Origin of the sequence: uncultured Xanthomarina sp., assembly GCF_963971605.1 — a bacterium.
Taxonomy (GTDB): domain Bacteria; phylum Bacteroidota; class Bacteroidia; order Flavobacteriales; family Flavobacteriaceae; genus Xanthomarina; species Xanthomarina gelatinilytica.
The window spans coordinates 33,293-53,389 of record NZ_CAXATZ010000012.1 but is presented as its reverse complement, the minus strand read 5'-3'; the positions used below and the strand labels follow the sequence as shown (position 1 = coordinate 53,389).

Sequence of the window (20,097 nt, the reverse complement as noted above, 5' to 3'; positions counted from 1 at the left end):
ATGGGCAGAAGTCAAGAAATTAAGAGGGTTTAACCCAAGATTAACGATTCATGTTAATGAGTCTTAAAAAAAATTGAACTGAATTAACTTAAGTTCGTTTTTGTTAAACTTAAAATGTACTGAAAGACTGAAAAAAATAATTTAATCATCAATAGGGGTTTAATAATTTTCAATATATAATATGTTAGAAAAAAGACATAAACAAAGTTATCAAAAATATCTCTTCACACTATTTGGTAATCAAATATATAATCGTAAATTTGCAAACTCTTTTTAAGAGAGGAATGTTTAATCTGCCTGTCGGCAGACAGGTTAAAAAAAATTAATAAGTGTGGACACATTAAGCTACAAAACAATTTCAGCCAACAAAGCTACTGTTACAAAAGAGTGGGTTTTAGTTGATGCTGAAGGTCAAAGCCTAGGCCGTTTAGCTTCTAAAGTTGCAAAACTTTTAAGAGGTAAACACAAGCCTAACTTCACACCACACGTTGATTGTGGAGATAACGTTATTGTTATCAATGCAGAAAAAATCAACTTAACGGGAAACAAGTGGAACGATAAGACTTACATTCGTCACACAGGGTATCCAGGTGGTCAAAGAAGTTTATCTGCTACAGAATTGTATGGAAAAGATCCAGCAAGATTGGTAGAGAAATCAGTAAAAGGAATGTTACCTAAAAACAAATTAGGTGCCGATTTATTCCGTAATCTTAACGTTGTAGTTGGTGCAACTCATACACATGAGGCTCAAAAACCAAAAACAATTAACTTAAACGAATTCAATTAATGGAAGTAATTCACAAAATTGGCCGTAGAAAGACGGCTGTTGCTCGTGTGTATGTTGCCCCAGGAAAAGGGAACATGACCGTGAACAAAAAAGACATGACAGATTACTTTACGACTTCAACTTTACAGTATAAAGTAAATCAACCTTTAGTTATGACTAACAATGATGGCAACTTTGATATTACAGTAAATGTATATGGAGGTGGCATAACAGGTCAAGCTGAAGCAATCCGTTTAGGTTTATCTCGTGCTATGTGCGAGTTAGATCCAGAAAACAGATCTATTCTTAAACCAGAAGGTTTATTAACTAGAGACCCAAGAATGGTAGAGCGTAAAAAATTCGGTCAGAAAAAAGCGCGTAAGAAGTTCCAGTTCTCTAAACGTTAATACAACTTCAACAAGATGGGACCTTTATATCATATATTTCCATCTTGTTGAAACAAAACAAAAAAAATAACCCAGTTATTGTTGTCCATGGCCCAGAGGTCAGGATTTAGTTTAGCATCTAAATGATTTTGGCGACACACCATGGGGTGTGGACCACTTAATCATTGCTAATTCAACAGAACGTAAACTATTACAAAATGGCAGTAGAAGTAAAAGACTTACTAGAAGCAGGTGTACACTTTGGTCACCTTACACGTAAATGGGATCCCAACATGGCTCCTTACGTATATATGGAGCGCAACGGCATCCATATTATCAACCTTTACAAAACAGCAGCTAAAATTGACGAAGCTGGAGCAGCACTTGCTAAAATTGCAGCTTCCGGACGTAAAATTTTATTTGTTGCAACAAAAAAACAAGCAAAAGATATTGTTGCTGAAAAAGCAGGTAACATCAACATGCCTTACATTACAGAAAGATGGCCAGGTGGTATGTTAACAAACTTTGTGACTATTAGAAAAGCCGTTAAAAAAATGGCTACCATTGATAGAATGAAGAAAGATGGTACCTTCGATTCTTTATCTAAAAAAGAACGTTTACAAGTAGACCGTCAACGTGCTAAATTAGAAAAGAACTTAGGTTCTATTAGCGACATGACGCGTTTACCAGCTGCCTTGTTTGTAGTGGATATTAAGCGTGAACATATTGCGATTGCAGAAGCTCAAAAATTAAACATTCCAATTTTTGCTATGGTAGATACCAACTCAGACCCACGTCAAGTTGACTATGTAATTCCAGCAAACGATGATGCTTCTAAGTCAATCAACAAAATTTTAACTTACGTAACAGACGCTATTGCTGGTGGTTTGGCAGAAAGAAAAGCTGAGAAAGACGCAACTAAAGAAGATGCTCCTAAAGCTGATAAAAAATCTGCATCCAAAAAGAAAGCAGTAGCTACAGAAGAGGAAGAATAAAAATTAAGTAAAACACATTAAAAAGTCGTTTATTCTTTTCTTACTGAAAATAGATTAAACGACTTTTTTAAATATTAAACATATAATGGAAGCTATGGTAAAAATTACAGCCCAAGAGGTTAATAAATTAAGACAAGCTACAGGTGCAGGGATGATGGACTGCAAGAAAGCATTAGTTGAAGCAGAAGGCGATTTTGACAAAGCCATTGACGTATTACGTAAAAAAGGTCAAAAAGTGGCAGAAAAAAGAGCCGACAGAGAATCTTCTGAAGGTGCTGCTATCGCTAAAATAAACGACGACAACACAGTTGGTGTTGCTATTGTTTTAGGATGTGAAACAGACTTTGTTGGTAAAAACGAAAACTTCGTGGCCCTTGCTAACGAATTGGCGGAAAAGGCCATCAACTTCAACTCTAAAGAAGACTTTTTAGCGTCTGATTTTGGAGGCATGACCGTTGCCGATAAATTAGTTGAGCAAACAGGTGTTATTGGAGAAAAACTAGACATTACCGCTTTTGAAAAATTAGAAGCTCCTTACGTTGGACAATATGTGCATATTAACAAAATTGCAGCTTTAGTAGGTTTATCCAAAGAAGTGGAAAATGCTGAAACCTTAGTAAAAGACGTTGCTATGCAAGTAGCATCCATGGGAGCAACTACCTTATCTTACAAAGATTTTGATCCTGAGTTTATAGCTGCTGAAACAGAAGCAAGAATTGCTGTTATTGAAAAAGACAATATTGAATTGGGACGTTTAGGTAAAACCTTAAAAAATGTGCCTCAATATATTTCTATGGCACAATTAACACCTGAAGTATTGGCCCAAGCAGAAGAAGCTGCAAAAGCAGAACTAAAAGCTGAAGGAAAACCAGAACAAATTTGGGATAGAATCCTTCCTGGAAAAATGGAACGTTTTATTTCAGACAACACCACGTTAGATCAAGAAAAATGCTTATTGGACCAGAACTTTATTAAAGATGAGAAAATGAGCGTTGCTAAATATGTAGCCTCTTATGGAGATGTTTCCATTACAGGTTTTAAACGTGTATCAGTAGGAGAATAAATTCTCGCAATAGCAAGAATTACTTATTATATCAAACCACTACCTTTTTTAAGAGGTAGTGGTTTTTTTATTGGTAAAATCTCATTTTATAAAAATTCAATAAATAAAAAATTTATGTAGCTTTGCAAAACGCTTTATTCCTCTTGTAACAGGAATGATATTCATCTAAAAAACACATGAAATACAAAAGAATTCTTTTAAAACTATCTGGAGAGGCTTTAATGGGTAGCAGACAATACGGTATAGACCCAGAACGTTTGGCAGAGTACGCGAAAGACATTAAAGAAATTACAGACAAAGGTGTTGAAGTAGCCATAGTTATAGGTGGTGGCAATATTTTTAGAGGTGTTGCTGGAGCCAGTAACGGTATGGACAGAGTTCAAGGGGATCACATGGGCATGCTTGCTACCGTTATAAATGGTCTGGCGCTGCAAAGTGCTCTGGAGGATGCTGGTGTACCAACCAGGTTGCAAACAGCCATCCATATTGAAGAGGTGGCAGAACCTTTTATAAGAAGACGGGCTTTAAGACATTTGGAAAAAGGACGTGTGGTCATTTTTGGAGGTGGCACAGGAAACCCTTATTTCACCACAGACTCTGCAGCTGTGTTACGTGCCATAGAAATTGAAGCCGATGTGATTTTAAAAGGGACCCGAGTGGATGGTATATACAATGCAGACCCAGAATTGGATTCCAAGGCCGTAAAATTTGATCATATCTCTTTTGACGATGTGTTACGAAAAGGATTAAAGGTTATGGATACCACTGCTTTTACCTTAAGTCAAGAAAACGAATTGCCCATTATTGTGTTTGATATGAATAAAAAAGGCAATCTGTTAAAAGTGGTTTCTGGTGAAAATATAGGAACTAAAGTTAATTTATAATACGTACTTTTACTTTTGGCTTGTTTTTTGAAAAAGCCATTAAAAATAAATTTTAAAAGATGAACGAAGACATTCAATTTATATTAGACTCAGCAAAGGAATCTATGGATGCCGCCATTAAGCATCTAGAAAAACAATTTGTTAATATTAGAGCTGGCAAAGCAAGTCCTGCCATGTTGGGAAGTGTGATGGTAGATTATTATGGCTCCCAAACCCCATTAAGTCAGGTTGCCAACGTAAACACGCCAGATGGTAGAACCATAACGGTTCAACCTTGGGAAAAAAACATGCTTCAGGAAATTGAAAGAGGGATCATGTTTGCCAATTTAGGCTTTAACCCAATGAACAATGGTGACACCATTATTATTAACGTACCACCTTTAACCGAAGAGCGCAGACGCGACTTGGCAAAACAAGCAAAAGCAGAAGCCGAGGATGCAAAAATAAGTGTGCGTACCGCCAGAAAAGATGCCAATAACGACATAAAAAAAGCAGATGTTTCTGAAGATCTTCAAAAAAATGCTGAAGCGGATGTTCAAAAATTAACGGATACCTATGTTCAAAAAATTGACTCCTTACTGGAAGTCAAAGAAAAAGAAATTATGACCGTGTAATTGTAAAAAAGCGACTTGAAGTCGCTTTTTTAATGATTTCATTTTTAAAAAGAAACCCTGTATTTACACAAGGAAACACCAATTCCAATTCTGTTATATTCCGTTTTTAAATAAATTTTCGCAGCAATCCCTATTTAGAGGATCGCTTTTTACACCAAACATTTAATTTAACATAGATTATGATTAAAATCCGTGAGCAAATACATTGCTTTTCGCTAACTTTGCGCCTGTTTTTATTTTAGTATGTTAAAATTATTTACAAAAGGGTTTTGGGACGTGGTTGCTCGTATTATTCTAAGGAATAAAATTGCAATCCTGCTTTCCATTGTAGCCATAACCGTTCTATTTAGTACGCAATGGAACCATATGCGCTTTACCTATACCGAAGCCAATTTACTCCCGGACGATCACGAAGTAAACATAGTCTATACCGATTTTTTAAACATATTTGGTGAGGAAGGCAATCTGGTAGTGTTGGGTGTTAAAGATTCGTCATTGTTTACGGTTGAACATTTAAACGCATGGAACAAGCTTTCTGAAGCCTTCAAGTCTTTGGATGAAGTTGAAGCCGTGGTTTCCATAAAAGACCTAAAAAAATTAGTAAAAAACACAGAAGAGGAACGTTTTGAGCTAGAACCTTTTATTACAGATTCCATTCATACTAACAGGCAGTTGGATTCCCTTCAAGAAGATCTGTTTCAAAAATATCCGTTTTACGATAATTTCCTGTTCAACAAGAACACCAAAACCATACGTACAGCCATTTATTTAAGAAAAGACATTGTAAATACAGCTGCACGTAAAGATTTTGTGTTTGATGCTTTGTTACCAAAAGTGGAGGCCTTTGAAAAAGCTACAAATTTAGACGTAAGAATTTCTGGAATGCCTTATGTAAGAACTTTAAATGCCCAAAATATTGTTGACGAAATTGGGAAGTTCATTGCTTTGGCCTTAGGTGTTACTTCACTTATTTTCTTCCTGTTCTTTAGGTCGTTTAGAGCCACCTTTATTTCGCTATTAGTAGTTTGTATTGGAGTTATGTGGACCTTTGGGATTATTGGGTTTTTACAATACGAACTAACCGTTCTTACAGCTTTAATACCACCACTTATTATTGTAATTGGTATTCCCAACTGTATCTTTTTAATTAACAAATACCAGCACGAAGTCAAACTGCATGGCAATAAAGTAAAATCGCTGCAACGGGTTATCACCAAAGTTGGAAATGCCACTTTAATGACTAACGTGACCACAGCCTCTGGGTTTGCTACTTTTATGTTAACCGAAAGTACCCTGTTAAAGGAATTTGGTGTGGTAGCCTCTTTAAGCATTCTTTCCATATTTATTTTATGCTTACTGATTATTCCAATAATTTACACGTTTTTACCGTTTCCTAAAGACAGACATTTAGAACACTTAAACAAACGTTGGATTGGAGGTTTTGTCAATTGGATGGAACGTATGGTAAAAGAAAGACGCATTACCATATACATTACATCCATTGTGCTTTTAATTGCAAGTATGATTGGTATTTACCAAATAAAGATATCGGGGAGTTTAATAGAGGACATGTCTAAAGAAGCCGAATTTTTCCAGGACATTCGGTTTTTTGAAGAAGAATTCAATGGCATCATGCCTGTTGAAATTTTAGTGGACACCAAACGCAAAAAAGGCGTCATGAAATTGGCTACCCTAAAGCGCATGAACGAACTAGAGGAACTTATCTTGGAAATACCGGAACTCTCCAGACCCATTTCCATAGTAAGTTTGGTGAAATATTCCAAACAAGCTTATTACAATGGCAATCCTAAATATTATCAATTGCCAACCTCACAAGAAAACAGCTTTATTTTAAGTTATGCCAAAAATTCTTCTTCCAATTTAAACCTGTTAAGCAATTTTGTGGATAGCACAGGGCAATATGCACGTATCACCACATTCATGAAAGACATTGGTACAGATAAGATGGAAGACATAGAAGAAGATCTTCAAACCAAGATCAACAAACTGTTTCCTGAAGAGAAATACCATGTTACCATTACAGGAAAGGCTCTTGTGTTTCAAAAAGGCACCAAATATCTGGTTAAGAATTTAGCCATTTCCTTGTCCTTGGCCATTTTGCTTATTTCCTTATTTATGGCATACATGTTCCGCTCTTTTAGAATGATTGTGGTTTCATTGGTCCCTAACCTGTTGCCTTTGGTCATTACAGCTGGTTTAATGGGATATTTGGGTGTTCCCATAAAACCATCAACCATTTTGGTATTTAGTATTGCGTTTGGGATTTCGGTGGACGATACCATTCACTTTTTGGCCAAGTACCGACAAGAGCTACAAGCCAACCACTGGAAAATTAGAAAATCGGTTTATGGAGCCCTTCGCGAAACTGGCGTAAGTATGTTTTACACCTCTATTGTATTGTTCTTTGGCTTCTTGGTGTTTACCTTTTCCAGTTTTGGAGGAACCGTTGCCTTAGGAGCCTTGGTCTCTGCTACCTTGCTTTTTGCCATGTTATCTAATTTGTTGCTATTGCCTTCGTTATTGCTATCGTTGGAAAGAAACATTGCCAACAAGGAAGTTTTAAAAGAACCATCCATAAATATCATTCCAGATGAAGATGAAGATGAAGATGAAAACCAAACTGAAACAAACAAGAACCCTTAAAAAAACAGCACAAAGACTTATCTTTGCATTCAAAATAATAAAACCATGATATCAAGTACCATTGCAAACTTACTTTCCAAGGAAAACACCTTACAGGATGTTGAAGTAAAAGGTTGGGTTAGAACCTTTAGAGCCAACCGATTTATTGCCTTAAACGATGGTTCTACCATACATAACATACAATGTGTTGTAGATTTTGAAAACACCGACGAAGCTGTGTTAAAAAGAATCACAACCGGAGCTGCTGTTCATATTAAAGGTGCGTTGACAGAAAGTCAAGGTAAAGGACAGCGTGTTGAAATACAAGTAAGTTCCATTGACATATTAGGGGATTCAGATCCTGAAAGTTTTCCTATTCAACCTAAAAAACACTCTTTCGAATTTTTAAGGGAAAACGCACATTTACGCACCAGAACAAGCACCTTTAGTGCTGTGATGCGTTTGCGTTCTGCCCTGTCTTTTGCCATTCATAAATATTTTAACGAGAATGGGTTTTATTATATGCACACACCAATTATAACTGGTAGTGATGCTGAAGGTGCAGGGGAAATGTTTCGTGTGACCAATTTAGATGCCAAAAACCCACCATTGGACGAGGCTGGAAACGTCAATTTTAAAGAAGATTTTTTTGGCAAAGAAACCAATTTAACCGTTTCCGGACAATTAGAGGCTGAAACCTATGCCATGTCTTTGGGGAAAGTGTACACCTTTGGACCTACTTTTAGAGCCGAAAACTCGAATACCTCTAGACATTTAGCAGAATTTTGGATGATAGAACCAGAAGTGGCTTTTATGGACTTGGCTGGAAATATGGATCTAGCCGAAGATTTCATGAAATCGGTTTTAAGCTATATTTTAAAACACAATCGTGAAGATTTGGAATTTCTTGAAAACCGTTTGTTGGAAGAAGAAAAAACCAAACCCCAAGCCGAGCGTAGCGAGATGAGCTTGATTGAAAAAATTAAGTTCGTGGTGGACAACAATTTCAAACGCGTAAGCTATACCGAAGCCATAGACATCCTTAAAAACAGCAAACCAAACAAGAAGAAAAAATTCAAATATCTTATTGAGGCATGGGGAGCCGATTTACAAAGTGAGCACGAACGTTATTTAGTGGAAAAACACTTTAACTGCCCTGTTATTTTGTTTGATTATCCTGCCAACATCAAAGCCTTTTACATGCGTTTAAACGAAGATGGCAAAACGGTTCGCGCCATGGATATTTTATTTCCAGGCATTGGCGAAATGGTTGGAGGCTCGCAACGTGAAGAACGTTTGGACGTGCTTAAAGAAAAAATGAAAGCTCTGGACATAGACGAAGAAGAATTATGGTGGTATCTGGATTTACGTAAATACGGAACGGCCGTCCATTCTGGTTTTGGTTTAGGTTTTGAGCGTTTGGTAATGTTTGCCACTGGCATGGGTAATATTCGCGATGTGATTCCGTTTCCTAGAACACCTCAAAATGCTGAGTTTTAACTTCGACTAGGCTCAGTTACCAATCGACTACGCTCAATTACCATAATATAGAGTGTTACATTGAGTGCAGTCGAGATGTAGGCGAAGAACGCATCCCCATTGGGGTTTTTCTTATTTAAACTATAGTTTTGATATTACAAATAGCGATGTTGAAGATATCATTTACTTTTCCTTTTTAGATCCAGATTTCTTAACAAACAATCTAGGAAATGATCTTGAAATTGTTTCTTCCCAAACAATTACAGAATCAGATTATAAAATACCTAATCGTTTTTACACAGACAATGATTTAGATTTTGTATTTGATTATTTGGAAGATACCAATCAAGATGGAAATGCGTATAATGATGATTTTGATGGAGACGGAATTCCTAATTTTATGGATCCTGACGATGACAATGATAAGATAGCTACCATTGCAGAAGAAACTGGAATTTCACCATCCAATGGAAAGTATGTTATTTTAGGTATGGTTTATGAATTGAAAAATAAAAACCACGTGAATTTAATAATTTGTATCTTTGGTATTATGGCAGCAATAGAATTAAGAAAAAGTTTAATAGAACGGTTTAACAGGATTATCAAAGATGATTCAAAGTTAATGACCTTGGATGGTGTTTTCGATTCTATTAATGTAGTAGAATCGCCATCACAAGTTTCAGAAGAACACTATAAAATAATTGAAGAACGCAGAAAAAAACATCTATCTGGAGAAACCAAAGGTAAAAGTTGGGATGATGTAAAAAGCGGGATTAGAAAGAAGTATGGGTTCTAAGTTAGTTATTGGTTTAGATGCTGAAATTGAAATTTATGATGCAATTGACTGGTACGAATCTAAGCAATTAGGTTTAGGAGAAGAATTTTACAACTATCTGGAAGGTTATTTTGAAACTTTAAAAAATGGAAATGTAGATTTTCCCATAAAAAGGAAACCAGTATTTCGGGAATTACCATTAAAACGATTTCCCTATGTTATTATTTACGAAAAAATAAAAGATACCATATTCGTTTATTCCGTATTCAACACGCACCAACATCCAGTTAAAAAAGCAAAGTAATTATCTTGTAAAAATAATGTAAAACCATCTAGGAGCCTAGGTGGTTTTTTATACTTTAGATTTTGATTAATCTTTAGATTAACCATGACGTTCTTTAAAATAAAGTAACTCCTAAAAATAGTAAAACGACTACTATCATAGCGGTATGCTTTTACCCAAACGCCATGGTAGCGTGGATTTACGTAAATACTGAACGGCTGTAGATTCTGGTTTTGGTTTAGGTTTTGAACGCTTGGTAATGTTTGCCACAGGCATGGGCAACATTTGCGATGTGTCTATGAGGGAATAATGACATAAATCTACAAAAAAAAAAAAAAATGACAAAAACCAAATTTCTATGAAAATTATTTTCATTAAAACTATCTTCGCTATTCTGTTCGCAGAGTAGATTGTTTTTTTTATTTTTATATAGAAATCCATACCATGCTTAAACAATATTTACATTTTAAATTATCACAAAAGTTATCACCTCAACAAATCCAATTGATGAAGCTGATACAATTGCCTACGCAAGCATTTGAGCAACGCTTGAAACAAGAATTGGAGGAGAATCCTGCTTTGGAAAGTGGTAAAGAACCATTGGATGAATACGATGACGATTTTGGTAATAGCAACGATTATGACGATGACAACGACTCTATAAATGCAGACGACATTAACGTGGACGAGTATTTAAGCGACGACGATGTTCCTGATTATAGAACCCAAGCCAATAACTACAGTAGTGACGACGAAGAAAAAACCATGCCTTATGCTGCTGGAACCTCTTTTACGCAACATTTAATCAACCAATTAAATACCTTTAGGCTTACCGATGATGAGTTTGATATTGCCGAATTCCTTGTAGGCAGTATTGATGAAAGTGGTTATATCCGTCGTTCCTTACCTGATATTATGGACGATTTGGCTTTTACCCAAAACATTTATACCACTGAAGATGAAATAGAAAAAGTCTTGAAAATAGTCCATCAACTGGATCCTGCAGGTGTTGGCGCCAGAAATCTTCAAGAGTGCTTGAGCATCCAGTTACACCGTAAAGAAAAAAAGCCAGCTATTGAATTAGCTATTGATATTATAGATAATGCTTTCGAGAGTTTTACCAAGAAACATTATAAAAAATTACTTCAAAAATTCGATATTACCGAACAGCAACTTAAAGATGCCATAGAAGAGATTGAGCGCCTCAACCCGAAACCTGGAGGTTCCTATTCCGGTAACAACCGCATGGTAGAACACGTGGTGCCAGATTTTGCCATTAAAATTGTAGATGGCGAATTGGAACTGACCTTAAATGGCAGGAATGCACCCGAACTTCATGTGTCCAGGGAATACAACAACATGCTGAAGGGTTACAAGGAGTCTAAGGACAAATCGAAATCGCAGAAAGATGCTGTCATGTTTATCAAGCAAAAACTGGATGCTGCCAAGTGGTTTATAGATGCCATAAAGCAACGTCAGCAGACTTTGTTTGTTACCATGAGTGCCATTATGCACTATCAAAAAGAATATTTTTTAACAGGCGATGAGCGCAAGTTAAGACCTATGATCCTGAAAGATATTGCAGATGAAATAGACATGGATGTGTCCACCGTTTCCAGAGTGGCCAATAGTAAATATGTAGACACACCTTATGGCACCAAATTGATTAAGGAATTCTTTTCGGAATCGATGACCAACGATCAAGGCGAAGAAGTTTCCACCAGGGAAATTAAAAAAATCCTGGAAACGGTTATCGAGGAGGAAAACAAGAAAAAGCCTTTAACGGACGATGCCTTAGCCAAAATTTTAAAGGAAAAGGGCTATCCTATAGCCAGAAGAACGGTTGCCAAATACAGAGAGCAATTGGATATTCCAGTGGCCAGGTTGCGTAAGAAGATTTAGCGATTTATTTTAAAAAATGCCACGAATACACGAATATTAAATAAGCAATCGTGGATTCATGGTCCAAAATTAAAAACACAAGACGAGCTTAAGATACGGTTCTCTTCAAATAATGGTAAAATTCCTTAATTTTAAATCAAAAATTTGAATCAGCTTTTAAAAAGTATCTCGTTTATTTTTCATCCTGTCCTCATGCCGTTATTAGGTGTGGTTTTTTACTTTTCAAAATCGCCCAGGTTTATTCCCATGGAAATAATTAGGGCCAAGATTATTTCGTTGAGCATCTTGACCATCTTTTTACCTATTTTGCTGTATTATTTGTTAAAAAACATAGGACAGGTTCAATCTTTTTATTTAAATAGCACCAAAGAAAGAGTCCTCCCCTTGTTCATTAATGGGTGTATTAGCGTTTTAATTATAAATCGCGTGCTTCCTCCTACCGAGATTATTGAATTGTACTATTTTTTTGTTGGTATTTTAATTTCCACCCTAGCCTGTTTTATATTGGCTCTTTTAAACTTTAAAGCCAGTATTCATATGATAGCCGTTTGTGGTGTTACCATGTTCTATATAGCGCTTAGCATTCATTTTAGCATTAATATCAATGGGACCTTGGCACTTATGTTTATTTTAATTGGTGCCATTGCCACTTCCAGACTTCATTTAAAAGCACATACACCTACAGAGTTGTTGATAGGTGCCTTTATTGGTTTGCTACCTCAACTTATATTAGTGAATTACTGGTTATAAATAGAATTAAGACCACTTCGCTTCAAGAATCAAGAACATAGACTGAAGGGAATTAAGGATTGTATTTTTAAATAAGATAGCTTCTTAAAGATTTGGATTTTTATAAAATATAGAAAATCAACCCAAATTTAATGGCAGACATGTCTATGGTTTCTCCATCCAATTTGGCATCCTTATTTAAAATTGGGTTTAAAGAATAATAAATATGGAAATTCCAGGTGTTGTAACCAGCACTAAAGGTTAGTCCGTATTGAAGATTATTAAAATCACTTATATTACTGTTTTTTACTTTCCCTCCACTTCCTTTAAACTTCGTGGAGCTTGCCACCAAATATCCCATTTTAAAGCCTGTATAAATTCTCCAGAATTTATATTCGGTAGCCGTAGAGGTTCGCCACCTCACTTCCAAAGGCACTTCAAAAAGGTAAGTGGCAAACTTGTTTTTGGAATAGCTGAGATCTAGATCGTTTAAATTAGCATAGCTTATATTGCCCTTATCATCTTCAAACACATAAATATTATGGTTGTAAGAGTTAATGGAAGCTCCCAAGCCCAAGCCCAAGCCAAAATTTCTTCGTTTGTTTAAAGGAAAGTCCCTAATGTACCCGAAATGAAACCCACTGGAAAAGCCTGTTTGTGAAACGTCTTGAGGTTTATTTGCCAAGAGGTTATAAGTTATGGCTAGATAGAACTGATCTTCCCTGTATTTGGTGTCTACAACCTTGGAAGAATCTATGGCAACTTCTTGGGAAAAAAGTGTGGTTACGCACAAAAAAAGTAATGTAAAAGCAATTTGAAGCTTCATATTGATAGATACCATTTATATATAACTAAATATAAAACAAAAGGCGTTAAGATTGCTCAAAACGCCTTTAAATAATATAAAATTAAGAATTCAATTAGTTTTTCAACCCTTGTAAGGCATCACCTTTTTTGGTTGTATAATTAATTTTAAGTGCATTTACTTTACGTAATTCCTGTTTAATATCTGTAACCAAACCCATGTTGGCATCACTGTCCACTTTTAGGGCGGTAGTTAAAAACGGGATCAATTCTTCTCTTTTGGAAGCGCGTTCTGCAGCAATAAATGCTGGAATTTCAGAAACCTCTGCAAACTTATCGTTTAGCTGAATTCTGGCTTCGGTACCATAGGTAGATTTATAATTACTACTAGGTTTTCCTGCATAGATATACATTACCAAATCTTTTTTATCCAGCTTCTCAACTTGATCTGCAAATGGCAAGTTATTCTCAATCATAAGGGTGTTCTGTCTCATAACAGTTGCCACCATGAAAAAGAATAAGAGCATGAATACAATATCAGGTAAAGATGCTGTAGAGATAGCTGGCAAATCGCCTCCTTTTTTCTTTTTAAATTTAGACATATGTTTTGTTTATCTAATTAGACTTTTTAGGTTCTGCTTCAGAGAATTTTTGAGGAATTAAAATTTTAATTTCTTCTATCTTATCTTTTAATTTCGCTTTTTCTGCTGAAGGAGTTCTAGGATCTGAATAGCGTTTTTCTGCTTCCACAAAGCTCATTCCCAAGTTAGGAAAACTTCTTTCAAACTCTCTGTTTCTTAAGGTATTGTAAGCTGCAATTATTTCGTTTTGAACGGCTATATACGTATCGTATTTGGTAGCTCTATCACTTTGCAACGAAATAATGGCCTTATCGAAGTTATCCGAAGATCTCGGGTTTTTCTTTCCTTGACAACGCTTACAGGCATCAGGACCTGTTCCACCACCATTATCTAGGAAGGCAACAGCAGCTTTACGTAGGTCTTTTATTTGAATTACTTTTTCCTCTCCTCCTGTTTTTAAGAACAATTGGTTGTTTTTATTCACATTCAGTTGAAAAATGTTTTTCTCTTTAATAATAACATCTTCTTGTTCTGTATCATCAATTGGAGGCAGTTTTCTGTTTAGTCCAGAATCTGTCTCTATGGTTGTGGTAACCAAGAAAAATATAAGGAGTAAGAAAGCAATGTCAGCCATCGAGCCTGCATTCACTTCTGGTGCTGATCTTTTTGCCATAATTATTTATTAAATATTTTTTTAATTCCAGATAACGCCATCGCGCCAATTGCTATAATAGCCAAAGCATAGAATGCGTACAATCCTGCCCCAACATATTTAGAGGTTGCTTCTGTAATATCAACGCCTTTACTGGTAAAAGGTTCTAAATCCAAATCTGTTCCTGAAGACATGGCATAAGAAATTACAATAATCACCAAGAATGCCCCTACAGAAAGTAGGGTCTTTTTTATGTCACCTGCAAATAATCCTTTAATCACATAAACTAGAACTAAAGCTAGTATAAGCGCAAGGACTACATAAGTAACATACATCATATTGTCTATCATACCTTCGTTTCCGGACATAATCATTAAAGCGAATATGACACCTACTACTGAAAGTATTCCAACAATAATTTTTAATATTTTATGTAAACTCATTGTTTCATGTGTTTTTAGGTTATTATTACTTCTTGTTTCTAATCAATAAATCCATTAAAGTAATTGATGCATCTTCCATATCGTTTACAATGCTATCAATTTTTGCAATAATGTAATTGTAGAATACTTGAAGTATAATAGCAACAATTAGACCAAATACAGTTGTTAAAAGTGCTACTTTAATACCACCTGCAACTAAAGAAGGTTGCATGTCTCCTGCTGCTTCAATTTTATCAAAGGCTTGAATCATCCCGATTACTGTTCCCATGAACCCTAACATTGGGGCCAAAGCGATAAATAAGGATATCCAAGATACGTTTTTCTCCAATTGCCCCATTTGTACACCACCATAAGCAATAACGGCTTTTTCGGCAGCTTCGATACCTTCATCTGTTCTATCCAAACCTTGATAGAAAATGGAGGCAACAGGACCTTTTGTGTTTCTACATACTTCTTTTGCAGCTTCAACACCACCAGATTGTAATGCTTCTTCTACGTCTTGAGTTAATTTTTTAGTATTTGTAGTGGACAGGTTTAAAAAGATAATTCTTTCAATAGCAATTGCTAAACCAAGAATTAAACACAATAGAACGATCCCCATAAAACCTGGTCCACCTTCTATAAAACGTTTTTTTAGTTCTTGGTGAAATCCAAGATCTTCAGTTGCTGCCTCATCTGTAGCAGCTTCATCTTGTGATACACTAGCAACGGTTGCTGCTATTGATGCTGTTATGTTTGCAGTTGTATTTGCATTAACAGTTCCGAAAGCCATCATTCCGGTAATGGCTAGAATAGAAAATAATCTTTTCATTGTTCTTGTTCTTAATTTTATTAGTTAAAGTGTTAAAGATATAAAAAAAATACGATTAAAAAATAAAAATAACAGCAGAGAGGAAGGGATTCGAACCCTCGATACCCTTTTGGGGTATACACACTTTCCAGGCGTGCGCCTTCGACCACTCGGCCACCTCTCTAGTTATATTATTCAATAATACGATAGGCAAATAACAAAAAAACTTTTGAAAGCTAAAAATTTTGGAAGTTAATTTTAAGACAATTCTCCTCTTAATGATGTTTCAAATATGGTTTTGAAGGTGTTAGCCGAAATTTTTTCTCCCAATAAATACATTAATTTTACTATGGCTGCCTCTGTTGTGATGTCTTTTCCGGAAATTACCCCTATTTTTTTTAACTCTGAACTGGTTTCATACTGTCCCATATTGACACTCCCTCCAGAACATTGTGTGACATTTACTACTTGAAGCCCTCTTTTTATGGCCCGATCTATTAAAGTTATGAACCAAGGTTCTGTAGTGGCATTTCCTGCTCCATAGGTTTCCAAAATTATACCTTTTAAACTGGGATTATTGATTATTGCCTCCAAAATGGTTTTTGATATGCCTGGAAATAGTTTTATAAGTGCAATATTGGTATCCAATGTTTTGTGGACTACCAACTTTTTTTTGGTATTGGGTACAAACAAGGCCTCCTTGTTTATTTTAATATGAACCCCAGACTCTGCTAAATGTGGGTAATTTAATGACTCGAACGCTTCAAAATGCTCGGCATTTATTTTAGTGGTTCGGTTGCCCCTATATAATTTGTATTCAAAATACAAGCCTACTTCCCTAATAACCGGTTTGTTGTTTTTTCTTAAAGATGCCATTTGAATGGTGGTAATCAGGTTTTCCTTGGCATCTGTACGTAAATCCCCAATGGGCAATTGGGATCCAGTTAAAATTACCGGTTTGGCTAAATTTTCCAACATAAAACTTAAGGCAGAGGCTGTATAGCTCATGGTATCACTTCCGTGAAGCACCACAAAACCATCAAAGGCATTGTAGTTTTCTTCTATAATTTCTGCCATTTGCAACCAGTATTCTGGGTTCATGTTGGAAGAATCTATAGGTTCTTCAAAAGAAACGGTAGAAATTTTGCAACTCAACAACTTTAATTCCGGAATACGTTTTAACAAATTATTAAAATCGAAGGACTTCAATTCCCCTGTGTTTGGGTTTTTTATCATCCCAATGGTACCTCCTGTGTAGATTAAAAGAATGTTAGGGTTGTTCGCTTCCATACTATATTTTAAAGATGTCTTTAGAATTTTGAGTGGTAATTTCGGCAATTTTTTCTTGAGGCAAGGCATAAAGTTCCGATAGTTTTTCCAATACCTTAATTATGTAACTGCTTTCATTGCGTTTGCCTCGATAAGGTTTTGGCGCCAAATAAGGCGAATCGGTTTCCAAAACAATATGTTTTAAATCTATGAGATTGAGAAATTGGTCTATTTTTCCGTTTTTAAAAGTGACCACACCTCCTATGCCCAATTTCATGTTAAAGGAAATGGCACGTTTGGCCTGTTCCAAAGTTCCTGTGAAACAATGGAAAATACCAAATAAATCATCGCTTTTCTCTTCTTCCAGAACTTCAAAAATGTCATCGAAGGCATCGCGACAATGTATTACAATGGGTAATTTGTATTTCTTGGCCAATTGGATTTGATGCTTAAAGGCTTTCTTTTGAATCTCCAATGTGGATGTGTCCCAGTACAAATCGATCCCTATTTCGCCTATGGCATAAAAGTCACGTTTGGCCAACAGAGCTTCTACTAGAGCCAATTCCTCACGATAATTTTCCTTTACCGAAGTTGGATGCAGCCCCATCATTAAAAATACATGTAGTGGAAAGGCTTTTTCCAATTGCAACATGGCTTCTGTATATCTAGAATCTATGGCTGGAATAAAAAAACGCGATACGCCAGCATCTATGGCTCTTTGTATCATCTCATTTCTGTCATCAGCAAACGCTTCGCTATATAAATGGGTATGTGTATCGGTTATTATCATGTTGCAAAAGTATGGGTTCTTTCACAAATAACCTTAAGGACTTTTCGTGTTTTATACTGAAATATTGAAATTTTAAACCTATTAGGTTTTATCCCGAAATTTCTAGATTGTCAGGTCTGTTTGGATATTGATTTTGAAAAAAACCATTGCAACTGTGCACTATGGGATGCATTCCTTTAAAGCGATCCATCTCTTTGGAATAACTTTTCAAACAACTTTGTGCCTCATTTTAATCCAGTTTATCAATGAGTTCTTGCGCCTGTTGGTAATCTTCTGCTTCTTCGGGAAGGGTTTTCAACACATTCACACAAGCCTCTTCGTCTCCTTGCTTTAATTTACTCAATGCCAAATACCAAATGGCTTTGTTTTTATAAACCGAAGGGGTTTGTATGATGTTGTTGTAGAGTTTATCTGCTTCGTTGTACTTATTCAGTTCAACTAAGGACACGGCTCTGTAAAGCTGTAATTCTATATTGTCTTTGTCTGTTTCTAACATGTCTAAAAAATATCTTTCAGCATCTTTGTAATTATGGTTGTTAAAGGCTGTTTCTGCTTTGGTTGTTAAATTGTTTTGTGTCCCTCTAACCGTTAAACTGATGGATCCGTAATTGGCAAAATCATCGTAAACAGGACTTGAAAATTGTTGTGCTATAAAAAACCCAATGGCCAAAATAGCTGCAGCTGCCATAGAGTAATACCAAGGGTTCATCCGTTTGGTTTTTGAAGGTACTTGTTTGTTAAAATAAGCAGATGAAACACGTTCTAAATTGGCTTTGAAAGCTTCGGTCCCTGCTGTGTTTTTAATATGATGTTCCAAAAAACCAGAAGTTTCCTTATAGGCTTCAAAAGCTTTGTTAAAAGGGGCATCACTTTCCAATCTTGTTTCAAAAGCCTGTTTCTCTTCTAAAGACAAATGTCCCGAAAGGTAGTCTTCAAATAATATAAAATCTTGGTCTTGCATGGTTACGGTTTTAGGTTTTTATAACGTGGTGACTCTTGAACCATTTTGGTGAGTTTCCCTATACATAAGGACTTCTTTTTTCTGGCATAGGCATAGGTTACGCCTAGGCTTTCGGCAACTTTTTCCATGGATTTTATTTTAAAAGTGGCTGTCAGCAAGTCTTTACAGGCTTGACCCAATTTTTGAAACATGTCCTTAAACAAACTGTGTTGCTGTTCAAATAAGCTGGTTTCAAAAGCCAGTTCTTGAGCGTCGTCATCCTTAGATAGCACCTCTTCGTTAATTGTTACCTCTTTTTTGCCTCTTTTTTTTAACTGGTTCAGCCATTTGCGTTTACATAACAAGAAAAAATACGCGTCGAACGGACAAGTTAGTTGCAGACCTTTTTCGGTTGCTTGATGGTAAATGGTAATAATGGTTTCCTGGATAACATCTTTGGCATTGGCAACATCGCCACTGTTCTGTTTGATGTAGTTTATAACCTTTGGGGCAAACTTATCGTAAATGGTTTGAATAACAAACGCATTGTTTTGAACCAATCCATCGATATATTTTTGGTCTTCGTGATTTTTTTTATGGCTCATGAACCCTTGTATTTTCTACTAAAGTAAAAAAAGTTTCAGATTTATGGGTAACAATTTCAAAAAGGTTTTGATATCAGGTTGTAAGGGCAGAAAAAGCCATACAAACAAAAAATTAATTAATCCATTAAATTTTTAAGTCATGAAAAAATCAATATTAAGTATCGCAATGGTAGCCTTTTCCATATTATGTATCAAGGCTACTGAAAACAACAAGATCCTCAACACTTTTAATGAAGTGGTAACAATTTCTAAAGAAAACATGGTTCAGGTATTCGACTGGAATGTAACAACCAACAAAAGTACGTATTCAGGAACCTCATTAAATTTAGAGCACGCCAATAAAATGATTGCATTAGTTAGTGCAGGCGAGGTGGTTCTTGAGAAAAAAATTGAAAGCTTTTATATGCTTAATTATGAAGCCGAAGACAACAGTAACAGATTGTATTTTTGGGAAGTAGAAAGCACCTATGGCTATGCTAAAGGATTTTCTTCTTCTGAAGACGATGCCAACAGAATGATCCAACTTATTGCCAAAGGCGAGATTGTTACTTCAAAAGTGATTATTAGTGGTGTTGTTAAAGGAACTCCAAGAAAAAAAGCTCGAGTAAAGAAATAAAGATTGCTATTAATCGGGAACTGAATGGTAAAAACCAATTCAGTGAAAAGGGACTCTTCATGTATTTGAAGGGTCTTTTTTTTTTAAT

At 35.7% G+C, this 20,097-nt stretch carries 23 protein-coding genes and 1 tRNA gene; 13 read left to right on the top strand and 11 right to left on the bottom strand.

What is annotated here, in order from left to right:
* Positions 1-331 precede the first annotated feature (331 nt).
* The 10 genes from rplM (at position 332) to AACY93_RS06605 (ending at position 9,909) form a co-directional block, all read left to right on the top strand.
* Positions 332-787: a 50S ribosomal protein L13 gene (rplM, locus tag AACY93_RS06650; RefSeq protein WP_273006229.1), complete on the top strand. Its 456-nt coding sequence runs from the start codon at positions 332-334 to the stop codon at positions 785-787.
* Positions 787-1,173, top strand: a complete 387-nt coding sequence (rpsI, locus tag AACY93_RS06645; RefSeq protein ID WP_273006231.1) for a 30S ribosomal protein S9 — start codon at positions 787-789, stop codon at positions 1,171-1,173. The genes rplM and rpsI overlap by 1 nt, the downstream gene beginning before the upstream one ends.
* A 197-nt stretch (positions 1,174-1,370) precedes the next feature.
* Complete coding sequence (rpsB, locus tag AACY93_RS06640) at positions 1,371-2,147, top strand: 30S ribosomal protein S2 (protein ID WP_286854634.1); 777 nt, start codon at positions 1,371-1,373, stop codon at positions 2,145-2,147.
* 85 nt (positions 2,148-2,232) lie between these two features.
* The gene (tsf, locus tag AACY93_RS06635) at positions 2,233-3,210 is read left to right on the top strand and encodes a translation elongation factor Ts (RefSeq protein ID WP_286854633.1); all 978 of its coding nucleotides are present in this window, start codon (positions 2,233-2,235) and stop codon (positions 3,208-3,210) included.
* Between the two features lie 176 nt (positions 3,211-3,386).
* On the top strand, positions 3,387-4,094 hold the full coding sequence (pyrH, locus tag AACY93_RS06630) for a UMP kinase (protein ID WP_286854632.1): 708 nt from the start codon (positions 3,387-3,389) through the stop codon (positions 4,092-4,094).
* A 59-nt stretch (positions 4,095-4,153) separates the two neighbouring features.
* A complete protein-coding gene (frr, locus tag AACY93_RS06625; protein WP_007647729.1) occupies positions 4,154-4,708 on the top strand; it encodes a ribosome recycling factor in 555 nt (184 codons plus the stop codon).
* 243 nt (positions 4,709-4,951) lie between these two features.
* Positions 4,952-7,372, top strand: a complete 2,421-nt coding sequence (locus AACY93_RS06620; RefSeq protein ID WP_286854631.1) for an efflux RND transporter permease subunit — start codon at positions 4,952-4,954, stop codon at positions 7,370-7,372.
* A gap of 45 nt (positions 7,373-7,417) precedes the next feature.
* Complete coding sequence (asnS, locus tag AACY93_RS06615) at positions 7,418-8,851, top strand: asparagine--tRNA ligase (RefSeq protein WP_286854630.1); 1,434 nt, start codon at positions 7,418-7,420, stop codon at positions 8,849-8,851.
* A gap of 64 nt (positions 8,852-8,915) precedes the next feature.
* Complete coding sequence (locus AACY93_RS06610) at positions 8,916-9,626, top strand: addiction module protein (protein ID WP_286854629.1); 711 nt, start codon at positions 8,916-8,918, stop codon at positions 9,624-9,626.
* Positions 9,616-9,909 carry a type II toxin-antitoxin system RelE/ParE family toxin gene (locus AACY93_RS06605; RefSeq protein ID WP_286854628.1) on the top strand — a complete coding sequence of 98 codons (294 nt, stop codon included), beginning with the start codon at positions 9,616-9,618 and terminating at the stop codon, positions 9,907-9,909. The genes AACY93_RS06610 and AACY93_RS06605 overlap by 11 nt, the downstream gene beginning before the upstream one ends.
* A 135-nt stretch (positions 9,910-10,044) precedes the next feature.
* On the opposite strand, the gene AACY93_RS06600 is transcribed toward AACY93_RS06605, so the two are convergent.
* Positions 10,045-10,233 (bottom strand): hypothetical protein, encoded by a 189-nt coding sequence (locus tag AACY93_RS06600; RefSeq protein WP_286854627.1) that lies wholly within the window; start codon positions 10,231-10,233, stop codon positions 10,045-10,047.
* Positions 10,234-10,332: 99 nt separating this feature from the next.
* Between AACY93_RS06600 and rpoN the strand changes: the two genes are divergently transcribed.
* Together rpoN and AACY93_RS06590 are read left to right on the top strand one after the other, a co-directional pair.
* Positions 10,333-11,790 (top strand): RNA polymerase factor sigma-54, encoded by a 1,458-nt coding sequence (gene rpoN, locus AACY93_RS06595; protein ID WP_286854626.1) that lies wholly within the window; start codon positions 10,333-10,335, stop codon positions 11,788-11,790.
* Positions 11,791-11,982: 192 nt separating this feature from the next.
* Complete coding sequence (locus AACY93_RS06590) at positions 11,983-12,540, top strand: hypothetical protein (RefSeq protein WP_287006136.1); 558 nt, start codon at positions 11,983-11,985, stop codon at positions 12,538-12,540.
* 100 nt (positions 12,541-12,640) lie between these two features.
* Here the strand turns inward: AACY93_RS06590 and AACY93_RS06585 are convergent, their stop codons facing one another.
* From AACY93_RS06585 to AACY93_RS06540, 10 genes are all read right to left on the bottom strand, one after another.
* Entirely contained in the window at positions 12,641-13,345 is a 705-nt protein-coding gene (locus AACY93_RS06585) for a porin family protein (RefSeq protein WP_286854624.1), read from the bottom strand.
* 94 nt (positions 13,346-13,439) lie between these two features.
* On the bottom strand, positions 13,440-13,925 hold the full coding sequence (locus tag AACY93_RS06580; RefSeq protein ID WP_286854623.1) for a biopolymer transporter ExbD: 486 nt from the start codon (positions 13,923-13,925) through the stop codon (positions 13,440-13,442).
* A 13-nt stretch (positions 13,926-13,938) separates the two neighbouring features.
* Positions 13,939-14,577, bottom strand: coding sequence for a biopolymer transporter ExbD (locus AACY93_RS06575; RefSeq protein ID WP_286854622.1), 639 nt, complete (start codon positions 14,575-14,577; stop codon positions 13,939-13,941).
* Between the two features lie 2 nt (positions 14,578-14,579).
* A complete protein-coding gene (locus tag AACY93_RS06570) occupies positions 14,580-14,999 on the bottom strand; it encodes a hypothetical protein (RefSeq protein ID WP_286854621.1) in 420 nt (139 codons plus the stop codon).
* A gap of 25 nt (positions 15,000-15,024) precedes the next feature.
* Positions 15,025-15,810 carry a MotA/TolQ/ExbB proton channel family protein gene (locus AACY93_RS06565; RefSeq protein WP_286854620.1) on the bottom strand — a complete coding sequence of 262 codons (786 nt, stop codon included), beginning with the start codon at positions 15,808-15,810 and terminating at the stop codon, positions 15,025-15,027.
* 75 nt (positions 15,811-15,885) lie between these two features.
* Positions 15,886-15,973, bottom strand: a tRNA-Ser gene (locus AACY93_RS06560).
* Between the two features lie 74 nt (positions 15,974-16,047).
* Positions 16,048-17,079 carry an asparaginase gene (locus tag AACY93_RS06555; RefSeq protein WP_286854619.1) on the bottom strand — a complete coding sequence of 344 codons (1,032 nt, stop codon included), beginning with the start codon at positions 17,077-17,079 and terminating at the stop codon, positions 16,048-16,050.
* Position 17,080: 1 nt separating this feature from the next.
* On the bottom strand, positions 17,081-17,848 hold the full coding sequence (locus AACY93_RS06550; RefSeq protein WP_286854618.1) for a TatD family hydrolase: 768 nt from the start codon (positions 17,846-17,848) through the stop codon (positions 17,081-17,083).
* 229 nt (positions 17,849-18,077) lie between these two features.
* Positions 18,078-18,809, bottom strand: coding sequence for a hypothetical protein (locus tag AACY93_RS06545; protein ID WP_286854617.1), 732 nt, complete (start codon positions 18,807-18,809; stop codon positions 18,078-18,080).
* Between the two features lie 2 nt (positions 18,810-18,811).
* Entirely contained in the window at positions 18,812-19,393 is a 582-nt protein-coding gene (locus AACY93_RS06540) for a sigma-70 family RNA polymerase sigma factor (protein ID WP_007647702.1), read from the bottom strand.
* A gap of 139 nt (positions 19,394-19,532) precedes the next feature.
* Here AACY93_RS06540 and AACY93_RS06535 point away from each other — a divergent pair, with 139 nt between their 5' ends.
* A complete protein-coding gene (locus AACY93_RS06535; protein WP_286854616.1) occupies positions 19,533-20,009 on the top strand; it encodes a hypothetical protein in 477 nt (158 codons plus the stop codon).
* Positions 20,010-20,097: the final 88 nt, after the last annotated feature.